Raw genomic sequence first — 11,603 nt, 5'->3', positions numbered from 1 at the left:
AGACAAGGAGCAATATTGCTCAAAAATTTAATGACTTGATTTCTTTTTAGTGATCTATTAATCAGTTTTTTCCCTGTCTTATCAAACGCACATAATTGAAAAACAGACTTTGCTAGATCAATTCCGATTGTATAAATATCACTCATGACGGTCTCCTTTTAAACTGACTTCCTCAGTATAGAAGGGGTGTCCATTTCATTATTTTATTAGTGCGCATGCGCGTTTATCACGTTAGACCAGTGAAAACGCGCACAGTTAACTATCTGTATGCAAAGAACTTATCAGCTTTCTACCCAATATTCCATCTGGAAAACGCGCATGCGCATTTTCCAAACCTATTATCTAATCCATGCTGTTTATATATGCATGATTTTAAAAAAATTTATTTATAGTCAAATGTGAAAACGCGCACAAAGTTAGGATAAAAATTATCATTTTTCAAATATGACTGTATGCCTATCCAGCCTTTAGCCAAATAAACAGTTCAATGGTCGTAAAGGTTGCCATTGTTACAACAGTGACCGTTGGCGGCATGGATGCCGCCGCCGAGCCTATAGGGACATATTCACGGCGTGCCACTGGGGAAGCAATGGCAATTCATCCTGCACACCTAACGAGAATACAATCTTGCTCTGAAGCATAAATTTTAACCAGATGAGCAGTTCAATGGTCGTTAAGATTGCCACTGTTGCAACAATAGCCGCTCTTTCACATCTGACCCATAGGGATATAGGAAATGACAATATAAAGTCGGGAACATCATTCGCCATGTGAACGCGGCATTTACACGTCCATGAAGTGCAGATGCCGCCGTCGAGCCTATAGGGATACTTCTTGTGAAATAAAGAGGCGGCGTGTCACTGGAGAAACACAGCCATGCCTATCACGCGATAAAGAATTACGCTTTCTGGCTTCGATTAATTGCACCGCATCCAATCGTACTTAAGCCTTAAATCCTTATCAACGCATTTGCTGCTGGCTAATTTGTTTTTCCAGCTAACTGATCTAATAAAGCGCCCATACTCTGTTCGAGTAGATCGAGGACTAATTCGAATCCTTGCGTACCGCCGTAATAGGGATCCGGTACTTCATCTGTCTCGCAATCACCGTAGGACAACATCAGCTTTAATTTGTATTGATATTCGGGTGGGCAGCAGCGGCGTAAATCCGCGAGGTTGCTATTATCTGCCGCTAAAATAAGATCGAAATGCTCAAAATCGGCATCAATCACTTGTCTTGCTCGCATGCCGTCGAAACTCAAACCGCGTTTTTTACCTGCTGCCATCGAGCGACTGTCGGGGTTATCCCCTTGGTGATAACCAATAGTGCCCGCCGAATCGACTTCGATATTAAGACGGCGCTCGCGAATTTTAGCGCGGCAAACGGCCTCGGCGGTGGGCGAACGACAAATATTGCCCATACAGACCATTAAGATGCGTCGTACATGCTGATCTTTTGCTAACGCTTTATCTTCTAACAACTTAACATCCTCTCGTGTTGCTACTTAGGTGTTGATGCCATCTGACCAAAGGCGGGGGAAATACATTTTTTGACTTCAAAATGGTAACCATACTGCTCATGGGCAGACTCGGTAATTTCCAATATTTCATAGTCATTTAGCTCAATCACCACTGAGTCAGCCAATTTATCACAACGACTGCGACCATCGGCTTCAAATTTATAGGCAAATAAGGCAATTAAATCGCGGATCCCTTTGTAATAGCTATGACCAAAGGCCTTAAGTGTCTCGGTGGTGTCGGTTTGATTAGGTTGCTGCGTGAGTTCAGTTCCCGTTTGTTCAATACTATCCTCGGCTTTGAGAATGGTTTCGCCTTCATCCACAACTTTAACTTCAAGCATATCGCCTTTTATCCCTTGGGTAGTCTTGGCTAAATCCCCTACCCAGTTTTCACCATCGGTAATCGCAACTAGGTTTAATAACAACACCACAGACAGAATCATACGCACCAGCGAAGTTGTCACCACAAATCGTTTTTTACTGCCTTGCTGCTTGGCTTCGAGTCCTAAAATCCGCAATCCAATATGGAAAAACAAATAGCAAGGGATCACCAATTGCAGCAGGAGTAAGGCCAGGATGGAGATACACACAAACCAAATCGGCAGATACAGCAGAATGGCAAAGTTATGGGTGTAGGACAAATGCGAGGCCGATACACCGGTGATTTCGTTCACGACACTACCGCTGGCCGCGAGGGCGAAGTTTGCGATAACCGCATAAAACAGCAGGAAAATAGCTTTGCCCGCAAGCGTATGCCAAGCCATGGCAAATCTGGGCCAAAACTCAATAATCAAGGCAACAGCGGTGATGATGGCGGCAATCCAAATTTCGGGCTGGAATAGCATTAACGCCAGTAACGCTAACAGGTAACAACGCTGGGCAAGATTTAAGCTCAGCCAAAATTGCTTCAGTGTCACGAATGGATGTTTGAGCCATTTAGGCACAGTCAAGGCTTGCTGCACACGCTGCTTCCAAAGGGTTAATCCAAGTTGACTGTCGACCAAAACTCACTCCTTGATATGATTGCCCATTAATAATCAATACGATACTCGGCAAAACGAATGTTAAGCGTTCGATTTTTATCAAAATTCAACAATTTCGCAACCTATTCTTTATCCTCTGGCGGTATGTCGCTTCTTATCCGCAGGAAGCTCGCAAAGCGCGGTAAGCCATTGACGGTTAATCCAAGATATTTGTAAGTGATAAGCGTGCCAATTGCGGGCGGATGCTGACGCTCGGCCAAGCTAAAACCCGTGCCAATACTAAAGACACGGCCATCTGCGGTTTGCACTCTTAATGCGCCCAGTTGCCCGGCAAATTGCCCTTTACCCGCAATATGCCCAATCACTTTGGCCTCGGCATCTAAATAGGGCTTTAACTTCATTACGTTAGGATTACGACCCGGCGTATATAACGCCGTGCGTCGATGCAAGATTAAGCCTTCACCGCCTTGTGCCACAATAGTGTCTAATTTCTGGTAGAGCGCCTCGACACTTTCTACGCTCACTTGCTCAATCACTTGCAGATAAACTGATTTACCTGCAAGCAAGGTTTGCATCTGCTGATACCGCGCTTCAAAGCTTCCTTGCGCCTTGGGTAAATCAAACACCATAAAACGCACATTCTGCCACTCGCTCTCATTCGCTGATGTTTGGCGGATAAGGCCCGATATGGCTTCAAATCGCCCTCGCCCGAGCCATAACTCACCGTCTATTGGGGTTGGCAGAAAATCCACAGTAAACCAACTTGGCGCTAAGATGGGATTACCTTGACGAGTCACTAAACGTTTTCCATCCCAATAACCGCGCACACCATCGAGTTTTTCGCTGACGAGAAAATCACTGATGTGGGCACTATTCTCCTTTGAGAACTCTGTCGCTAATTGAATATTCGGCGCTTGGAGATTGGCGTAACTCGCGGCCATGAATAAACCGCAAATTCCGCAGTACAAACCGAATAAAACAGCGAAACGCAGCACAAATGTAAATGTTAAAAAAGGTAAGCGAGTTGTAAGAGTCATTCCTTTGTCTCTTCAATAAAGCAGTGTGGAATTTCAAGCTTAGCCGTAAGCCTGAGCGACGGCGAATCCTGCAATGCCCCACTAACACCCTAGCAGGACTGCGAATTTGTCGGCCTAGCTATTTATACGCTGGGGTTATCGGGCTATACTGCGGCCTCTTTTTTAAGCTCGTTCAAATGTTAACACGCGAGTCGTAGGCGATTTGAACGGGTAAAAGCTTCGCGAACAATCGCCCAAGTCGATGGAATTATTATGAAACCTGCAAACAACCACGGTATTAAACGCATCTTTAGAGCGACGGGATTTTCGATGAAGGGCTTAAAAGCCGCTTGGATCCACGAGGCCGCTTTTAGACAGGAATTGATGCTGGCCGTGGTAATGCTACCAATCGCCCTGTTGGTCGATATCAGTACCATGGAACGGCTGATGCTGATCTTAACCTTGTTTATCGTGTTGATTGTGGAGTTATTGAACTCGGCGATTGAAGCCGTGGTTGACCGTGTTGGCAGTGAAATCCATCACCTCAGTGGTCAAGCAAAAGATATCGCCTCCGCCGCTGTGTTTATGAGTCTAGCACTCTGCGGTATTACTTGGCTTGTCGTACTGCTACCGCTATTTATTTAATACGCTGTTGATTTTATGCCTGTTATGTAGCGCAGTCTTTAACGAGCACTTTTATCCGGCAAAGCGAAGTATCACTTCTTAACAGTTTGTTCTGCTGTAAAAAAACGCCTTTGGATTAGCATCTAAAGGCGTTTTTTATGCGGAATTTTTTATGTATCGCTATGACTGATTAGCGTATTTCCGCAGACTTATCGGCTAAAAAGCCAATCGCTTGTTTGATTTGCTCTAAGCGGTCATTCTCGGCCCAATAGGCAACATACACGCTGCGTGAAATGGCGCTCGCTCCCGCAACTAAATGCAGCTCGCCGCGATTCAACAATGGCTGAACCAAATGCTCGGGTAAAAACGCGCAGCCACCGTTATTCAAGATAAAATCCAAGGCGATACGAGCCGAACTAGTATGTAAGGTCGGTACGGGTAAGGCGGCGTATTCCTGCGCATGCAGGATATTAAAGGCCGTACCCCAATCCACTTTGACATATTGGCCGGCCTGCACCGCATTCACCGCCACATCCATGATCTTGGACACCAACAGAAGATTAATCTGGCCTAATTGCACCAGCTCGAATTGGTCCAGTTTGGGTGGGTCGAAGGAAATCGCCAAATCAAGGGTGCGGTCCATCAATTGCCGTGTCATCACAGTTAATGGCAACACTTCGGTCCGCAGGGCAACGCCGGGTAATCCCACATGCAAATGCTGTAAATGCCCTTGCAAATAGGCATCCCAGATATTGGGGCCTGCGCCAATGGCGAGTTGAGTCGATTGTAACTGACTGAGAGAGACATCCTGCTTAGCGCGCTCCCAAGCGGTTAATACCGCTTCAGCATGCCCAAGCATACGTTCGCCCGCTGGCGTGGGCTGAATATTGTTGCGTTGGCGCTCAAACAAGGCGACGCCAAGAATGCTTTCAAGCTGTTTGACCCGAAAGCTCACCGCACTGCGGGTAAGGTATAGATTTTCCGCGGCCTTGCCAAAATGACGGGTACGGGAGACTTCCAAAAAGGTCTTAAGTAAATCGGTATCCATAAAAATTCTTGACCAACATTGGCAAATTTTTTTGATTTATAAATCAATAATACTAGCCAATACTCCAGTTGCAAATCTTTGTATATCAAAAACTAGAAGGTAACAGCCATGTCTGAACAGTCTTTTTCAAACGCTAACAAGGGTTCTGAGACGGTGAACGGCTCAGCTGCCAGCTTTGTATCCCATAAACGTTTTTATGATGATACAAATTTCCCGAAAGGTTTTAAGCGCAGTGGCGACTTCACCAGTAAAGAAGCCGAACTACTTGAAATACATGGCCATGCCATGAAAAATCTCGACGAAGGCAAGACACTCCCCGTCACCGCCGATGAAGCGCAATTTGTCGAAGTCATCAAAGGAAACATCGCTCCCAGTAGCTTGTTAGAGCAGATCTGGTTAAAGTACCGCAAACTCGCCCTAGGTAAACCCTTTTATGCCGTGGTTGGCACAGTACATTTGCCCCCCACTAAGCCTGAGGCCGAGCCCGAAGCGGCATTCGATGTGGATGTCGAAATTGACGATGATGTTCAGGATGAAGCTGAACCCGAGGATAAAGAATGAAAATGAAGGTTTGCGATTAAATGCGTGGGTGGATTTTATATAAAGAAACCGCGACTCAGCTAAAACCTGAATTGTATGAAATTGAACGTCTATTGGCAGCAGCCAAGGCCGACAATATTGAGTTAGAAGTGTATGCTCCGGATGAGTTCGATCTCACCGTGACGAGAGAAGACAACAAGAGTATTTTGTTAAACGGTCAACCCGTTGAATTACCCGATTTTATCATCCCAAGAATGGGCTCAGGCACCACTTACTTTGCGTTGGCGATCATTCGCCATTTAGAACGCTTAGGGGTGTACTGCTTAAATCCATCAAAAGCCATTGAAATCGTTAAAGATAAGCTCTTTTCCCAGCAATTACTGGCCGAGAAGAACTTACCCACGCCCAAAACCATGTTGGTGAAGTTCCCCGTCGATATCGAACTGGTTGAACGCCATTTAGGTTTTCCCGTGGTGATTAAAACCCTCTCGGGCTCACAGGGTAGCGGCGTATTTTTGTCCCATAAGGCCCGCGAATTTGATGATTTAATGCAATTAATCGAAGCGACCAATAAAAACGCCAACATTATTTTGCAGGAGTTTATCGCCAACAGCCACGGCCGCGATCTCAGGGTATTTACCATTGGTGGACGCGTAGCCGGCTGCTATGAACGCCGTGGGCAAGAAGACAGCTTTAAAGCCAATGTCAGCGCGGGAGGTTCGGCGCGCCCCTTTGAAATTACACCTGAAATCGAATGGCTGGCGACACAAACCGCCAATATTCTCGATTTAGATGTTGCGGGTATCGATTTGTTATTCGATAACGGCCATTACAAAATCTGTGAAGCCAACTCATCCCCCGGTTTTGAGGGTCTAGAATCCTGCTTAAACGTGGATATTGCTGCGCAAATCCTGCACTTTATCCGCATCCGTTTAGGCATGTTTAACAAGGACGAGAAAAGTAGCGAGTCAACACCTGCTCAAATGGCAGAGCCAGAAGTGAACACAGCGACTAATACCAGCGCCTCGACACCTGCCGCTAACACGCACAGCAAGTGATGTTGCATCCTTAAGCTCTTATCTGCGGCCCAGTCTTTACTGGGCCGCTTTTTTTGACCTGATTGTACATTTTCGTCACAAATCACTGGGATGCAAATTACCGTGATCCGCCCCACAAGCTCATCATACCAAGCTTATTAGCCGTACTACTTTTGTTTTAAATCACAAAACCGGGTAATTTATAAAACATTTTATTCACATTTTGAAATTTGCTGTTACACTCCAAATGTCCATGGCTTATGGCACAAAAGTCTGATGTTATCGCTGGATATAATAAGAAGAATACTGGAGTAACGTTGATTTCTACTCGTCTAACACCCCTATTGATCGCTCTACTTGGCAGCAGTCCTGTGCTGGCGGGGGAATTGAGCCTTGAGTTAGGGGGATTTTATTCACAGTCTGATACCAATATGGAGGTGACGAACCCGACCACGGGTAATAACTTCACCTTAGACTATGAATCCGATCTGCAACTGGCCGAGAATGAGTTTTTACCCTTTGTTGAAGTCAATTATCACTTTAACGAGCGGCATAATATTTACCTCGACTGGAAACAACTTCACCGCAGCGCCGAAACGCAAGCCTTATCCAAACCCTTTCAAATCGAAATAAACGACACCATTTACGATATTAAGGCTGGCGGCAAGCTCAACTCCACCTTAAATATTGATATTCTGCGTCTCGGTTACGGTTACGATGCCATCCAAGGCAGCGACTACGATGTGGGCATTTCCCTTGGTTTGCACACTATGTTTATCAAGACCGGCTTTGAAGGCGTCATCGGCGTCTGCCATGCCTCTGAGCTGCTGAACAATGTTTGTGGTAGCCAAGCCATCCCCCGCATCGTCGATGAAAATGTCACCGCACCTTTGCCGGATTTTGGCGTCTACGCCAACTATGAATTTATCCCTGGCTGGAAGCTGACGACCCATGCCCAGTATTTCTACATCAAACTCAATGATGTAAAGGGCGAACTGGTAGATGTTAAACTCGGCATCGATGCCAATATCACCGAGAACTGGCGCATGAGCGTGGCCTACAACTACTACAAGGTCGATGTGGATATCGCCCAAAAATCACCGAATAAAGATACTCAAATCGCCGACTACAACATTTACTACAGTTTTATCGGCCCGATGCTTTCGGTCAGCTATACCTTCTAATAGATTGATAAACGTAAAGAATCCACCTTCTGAAGAAGGTGGCTTTGTTTTAACCCCCTAAAAGGGGGCCTTTATTCAAGAGCAAGTTGACCCTGCTCTTGCCGCTCTACTTTCTCTTGATGCCTAACGTATCTACGGATTATTTCCTCGTTAATTCCAATCGAATCGACGAAGTATCCTCCCTGCCAAAAATGATTTCCCCAAAGTTTATTCTTACGTAGGTAAGGAAATTTACTGAATATTTTCAACGCTATCTTACCTTTTAACGCCCCCATTAAATTCGATATAGATATCTTCGGAGGTACCTTCACCACTAAATGGACATGGTCAACTTGAACATTTAGCTCCATGACTATGTATCCCATTTGATGGCAATAAACCTGAATGCATCGATAAACCTCTTTTCCGACATTACCTTTCAATATCCGAAAGCGGTACTTTGGTGTCCAGACTATATGATATTGACATCGCCAGAACACATGCGATGCTTGCTCGTATCTACTCATGTTATTTGCCTCTTTTGACTTCGCAAAAAATCAAAGATGCATTTAACATGGGTAGGTATACAGGCAAAGCCTCAAATGATGATAACCACCTACTGAAGTAGGTGGTTTTGGGCTAAAAATAAAAAAGGACGCCTAGGCGTCCTTTTTGCTTTTGTTTAATATGATTACTTTTTACGACCGTCTTGCTCACGCTTGGTCTTAAAGTCTGATGCCTCTACCCAATGTGGCCAATCGGTGCCATTGGCTAAGGTGGTTAGCATGCTCGCCATCAGCTCTAAATCCTGCTTCACCCCTTCGAGGGTCCAGTTAGGATCATAATCATCGGCACCCTTGTGGTATTTGTGGGCAATATAGTCAGGATCCGTATCCCCAAGGCTCATAAATAACAAGCCGGGCACGCCTTGCTGGGCCAGCGCGAAGTGGTCCGATCTAAACATCAAACCATTTTGTGGTCTTGGATCGCCCTTCACCACCCGTCCCTGCGCCTTAGCGGCCTTATCCAGATACGTTTCTAACTCAGACACGCCCTCACCGTAGCGCAGAATATAATCCACACCTTGGTTCATATTCATGCCGTCGATATTCAAAAACGACACGATATTTTTGGTCGGCACACTCGGATGCTGAGCGAAATGCTGGGCGCCAATTAAGCCGGTTTCCTCGGCGGTAAAGGCACTAAACAGAATCGAGCGCTCAAGCGGCGCACTTTGCGCTTGTTTGGCAAAGTAACGCGCCAGCGCCAACACACCCGCCACGCCACTGGCGTTATCCACGGCGCCATTGATGATCTCTGGCTTGCCATCTTCAATCACTGTACCAAGATGATCCCAATGGGCATGCATCATCACCACTTCATCGGGGCGACTCTTGCCGGGCAACAGTGCCGCCACATTGTGGGATTCGGCGCGCTCAATCGTATTGTTTAAACTCACATTCGCCTTTAAGTTTAACGGAACAGCCTTAAAGTTTGGCTTAGCAGCTTGTTGCTTTAAGGTATCAAAGTCCATACCTGCCTTAGCAAAAATCTTATTGGCAACATCATGTTGCACCCAGCCCATCACGCCTACCTGCCCTTGGTTATTATTGGCATCGACCAAGGTGAACTTAGTGCCAGTATTGGAGTTTTGCACCACTCCCCAACCATAGGCGGCTGGCGCCGTCTCATGGACGATAAATACGGCTTCGGCGCCTTGACGCGCGGCCTCTTCGTATTTGTAAGTCCAGCGACCATAGTAGGTCATGGCATTACCTTTAAAGACCTTGGGATCTTGAGTCGCAAAACCTGGGTCATTGACGAGCACAATCACGGTTTTACCTTTGACATCAAGGCCCTGATAGTCATTCCAACTATATTCAGGCGCATTAATGCCATAGCCGACAAACACCACATCGCTATTACTGAGGTTGACTTTATCGCTAATTCTCTGGGTTCTGGCAGTAAATTCGCTGCCATTGGCAAACTTGAGTCCGCCGATATCGAGTTGCATGTTTTGATCGGCGGTGATTTTCGCTAGCGGTACCGCCTGCAAATAGCTGTCACCAAACCCCGGCTTAAGCCCCATCTCTTTAAAGGCTTTCTCAAGGTAATCAATCGTCAGTTGCTCGCCTTCAGATAAGGGCGCGCGACCGCCGAAGGCATCACTGGCTAAGGTTTTGACGTCGGTGCGATACTGGCCGAGATCCAAGCTGTCACTGAAGGAGGATGCGGCCATAGCTGGCAGTGACAGTAAGGAACCTAGGGCACCGGCAAGGATGAAATTTTTCAAGACTTTCTCCCAAGTTATTATCATTATTTAATTTTAGCGATAAACTCTATCATATCCCCCAACGCTTTTGGCAGGTAATTCAGCCTGCATCAGGCCATTAGTTGTAACGGGATTTGACGGGCAAAACTGTTTACCCAAATGTGGTATACCTAGTTTATCGAGTTATTTTTATTGGGATGTATCCATGTCACGAGATTTATTACAAACCGCAGCCTTAAATCTTAAAAAAGCGGTTCCCTTAATGCTCAAGCATCAAATTCCCACCACGCCAATCAATTATGCCCTGTGGTATACCTACGTGGGCGAACAAAACCCTGCGTTAAACGCACAGCTTGATACGGTTATCGCCCACTACAACACTTGCCCGCCGGTCAGCAGCGAGTTGTTGTTTCGCCAGTATGTCGCCGATCCGGTTGAGTTGGATGTACGCGATATGCGGCTCAACCTTGAGGCCATGGCAACTGAGCTGTCGCAATCGATTCGGGATACCAATCTCGATGCAACTGAGTTTCAGACCTGTATTAACACCAACTTTGCCAAACTCAATGGCATCGAAGAAGGTGCGCTCAGCGTCGAGCAAGTGCTGGATTTGGTGCGTAATTTGGTGAAGGAAGCCGACAATATTCGCTCGAGCACTGAGTATTTCACTTCCCAGTTACAAAAAGCGCAGACGGAGATTGATGCGTTAAAACAAAAGCTTGAAAAATCAGAGAAAGATGTACTTTACGATGCGCTCACGGGCTGTTTAAACCGCCGCGCCTTCGACGCCGACCTCGCCGGCATGTTGGCACAGGCCCCCGAGGGTACCTGTCTTATCTTGGTCGATATCGATCACTTTAAAGCTTTTAACGACAACTATGGCCACCAGCTGGGCGATCAAGTATTAAGAGCTGTATCAAAGCGTTTGCAGGAAGCCTGTCGAGATGGTTGTAAGTTGTACCGCTTCGGCGGCGAGGAGTTCGCGATAATCGTGCCGAAAAGCCAGCTGCGCATTGCGCGGCAACTGGCCGAGGCCATGCGCCGTGGGCTCGAGAAACTCAGCCTCAAGGATAGGCGCAAAGATCAACGTATCGACAATATCACCGCCTCCTTCGGTGTCGCCCAGTGGCAAGAAAAACAAGTGGCTATTCACCTCATCGAAAGAGCGGATATGCTACTTTACGAAGCCAAACGCTTAGGTCGAAATCGGGTGATGCCGATGAGCAACTAGCTCGAACAAAAGGCAGAACTCTGGTTCTGCCTTTTTGTTCATCACGCTGGTTTTCACGCCATCGTTATCATGCTTTGATTATTGTGAGCTTTATCAACAGCGGCTTAGCGCCCTCTCCTTATCTCACCGACTTATTTACATGCTTATCTTCAGGAACTGACACAAGGCTG

The 11,603-nt window shown here is 46.4% G+C and carries 11 protein-coding genes; 5 read left to right on the top strand and 6 right to left on the bottom strand.

Features of this window, described 5'->3' with window-relative positions; genetic code table 11:
* Positions 1-979: 979 nt before the first annotated feature.
* From L2713_RS03870 to L2713_RS03860, 3 genes are all read right to left on the bottom strand, one after another.
* Positions 980-1,429 carry a low molecular weight protein-tyrosine-phosphatase gene (locus tag L2713_RS03870; RefSeq protein ID WP_262251895.1) on the bottom strand — a complete coding sequence of 150 codons (450 nt, stop codon included), beginning with the start codon at positions 1,427-1,429 and terminating at the stop codon, positions 980-982.
* A 71-nt stretch (positions 1,430-1,500) separates the two neighbouring features.
* Positions 1,501-2,523, bottom strand: a complete 1,023-nt coding sequence (locus L2713_RS03865; protein ID WP_248966989.1) for a hypothetical protein — start codon at positions 2,521-2,523, stop codon at positions 1,501-1,503.
* 101 nt (positions 2,524-2,624) lie between these two features.
* Positions 2,625-3,539 (bottom strand): DNA ligase, encoded by a 915-nt coding sequence (locus L2713_RS03860; protein WP_248966988.1) that lies wholly within the window; start codon positions 3,537-3,539, stop codon positions 2,625-2,627.
* Positions 3,540-3,791: 252 nt separating this feature from the next.
* Here L2713_RS03860 and L2713_RS03855 point away from each other — a divergent pair, with 252 nt between their 5' ends.
* Positions 3,792-4,163, top strand: coding sequence for a diacylglycerol kinase (locus tag L2713_RS03855; RefSeq protein WP_086904199.1), 372 nt, complete (start codon positions 3,792-3,794; stop codon positions 4,161-4,163).
* Positions 4,164-4,332: 169 nt separating this feature from the next.
* On the opposite strand, the gene hdfR is transcribed toward L2713_RS03855, so the two are convergent.
* On the bottom strand, positions 4,333-5,190 hold the full coding sequence (gene hdfR, locus L2713_RS03850) for an HTH-type transcriptional regulator HdfR (protein ID WP_248966987.1): 858 nt from the start codon (positions 5,188-5,190) through the stop codon (positions 4,333-4,335).
* A gap of 108 nt (positions 5,191-5,298) precedes the next feature.
* Between hdfR and L2713_RS03845 the strand changes: the two genes are divergently transcribed.
* From L2713_RS03845 to L2713_RS03835, 3 genes are all read left to right on the top strand, one after another.
* Positions 5,299-5,751 carry a MaoP family protein gene (locus L2713_RS03845; RefSeq protein WP_086904201.1) on the top strand — a complete coding sequence of 151 codons (453 nt, stop codon included), beginning with the start codon at positions 5,299-5,301 and terminating at the stop codon, positions 5,749-5,751.
* Positions 5,752-5,771: 20 nt separating this feature from the next.
* Positions 5,772-6,788 carry an ATP-grasp domain-containing protein gene (locus tag L2713_RS03840; RefSeq protein WP_248966986.1) on the top strand — a complete coding sequence of 339 codons (1,017 nt, stop codon included), beginning with the start codon at positions 5,772-5,774 and terminating at the stop codon, positions 6,786-6,788.
* A gap of 299 nt (positions 6,789-7,087) precedes the next feature.
* Positions 7,088-7,951, top strand: coding sequence for a hypothetical protein (locus L2713_RS03835; RefSeq protein ID WP_248966999.1), 864 nt, complete (start codon positions 7,088-7,090; stop codon positions 7,949-7,951).
* Positions 7,952-8,022: 71 nt separating this feature from the next.
* On the opposite strand, the gene tnpA is transcribed toward L2713_RS03835, so the two are convergent.
* Positions 8,023-8,457 carry an IS200/IS605 family transposase gene (gene tnpA / locus L2713_RS03830; protein ID WP_248966985.1) on the bottom strand — a complete coding sequence of 145 codons (435 nt, stop codon included), beginning with the start codon at positions 8,455-8,457 and terminating at the stop codon, positions 8,023-8,025.
* A gap of 164 nt (positions 8,458-8,621) precedes the next feature.
* Complete coding sequence (locus tag L2713_RS03825) at positions 8,622-10,247, bottom strand: M28 family metallopeptidase (RefSeq protein WP_248966984.1); 1,626 nt, start codon at positions 10,245-10,247, stop codon at positions 8,622-8,624.
* Positions 10,248-10,407: 160 nt separating this feature from the next.
* Between L2713_RS03825 and L2713_RS03820 the strand changes: the two genes are divergently transcribed.
* Positions 10,408-11,433: a GGDEF domain-containing protein gene (locus L2713_RS03820; protein WP_248966983.1), complete on the top strand. Its 1,026-nt coding sequence runs from the start codon at positions 10,408-10,410 to the stop codon at positions 11,431-11,433.
* The last annotated feature ends 170 nt before the right edge of the window (positions 11,434-11,603 follow it).

The organism is Shewanella seohaensis, from assembly GCF_023283775.1.
Classification (GTDB): domain Bacteria; phylum Pseudomonadota; class Gammaproteobacteria; order Enterobacterales; family Shewanellaceae; genus Shewanella; species Shewanella seohaensis.
Note: the sequence above shows the minus strand (reverse complement) of the source record. Positions and strands in the feature narration are given on the sequence as shown.

Excerpts from the sequence above, each read along its gene's own strand:
- L2713_RS03855 (WP_086904199.1), top strand. The coding sequence starts at position 3,792 with ATGAAACCTGCAAACAACCACGGTATTAAACGCATCTTTAGAGCGACG.
- L2713_RS03870 (WP_262251895.1), bottom strand. The coding sequence starts at position 1,429 with ATGGTCTGTATGGGCAATATTTGTCGTTCGCCCACCGCCGAGGCCGTT.
- hdfR (WP_248966987.1), bottom strand. The coding sequence starts at position 5,190 with ATGGATACCGATTTACTTAAGACCTTTTTGGAAGTCTCCCGTACCCGT.
- L2713_RS03840 (WP_248966986.1), top strand. The coding sequence starts at position 5,772 with ATGCGTGGGTGGATTTTATATAAAGAAACCGCGACTCAGCTAAAACCT.
- L2713_RS03825 (WP_248966984.1), bottom strand. The coding sequence starts at position 10,247 with ATGATAATAACTTGGGAGAAAGTCTTGAAAAATTTCATCCTTGCCGGT.
- L2713_RS03845 (WP_086904201.1), top strand. The coding sequence starts at position 5,299 with ATGTCTGAACAGTCTTTTTCAAACGCTAACAAGGGTTCTGAGACGGTG.
- L2713_RS03860 (WP_248966988.1), bottom strand. The coding sequence starts at position 3,539 with ATGACTCTTACAACTCGCTTACCTTTTTTAACATTTACATTTGTGCTG.
- tnpA (WP_248966985.1), bottom strand. The coding sequence starts at position 8,457 with ATGAGTAGATACGAGCAAGCATCGCATGTGTTCTGGCGATGTCAATAT.
- L2713_RS03820 (WP_248966983.1), top strand. The coding sequence starts at position 10,408 with ATGTCACGAGATTTATTACAAACCGCAGCCTTAAATCTTAAAAAAGCG.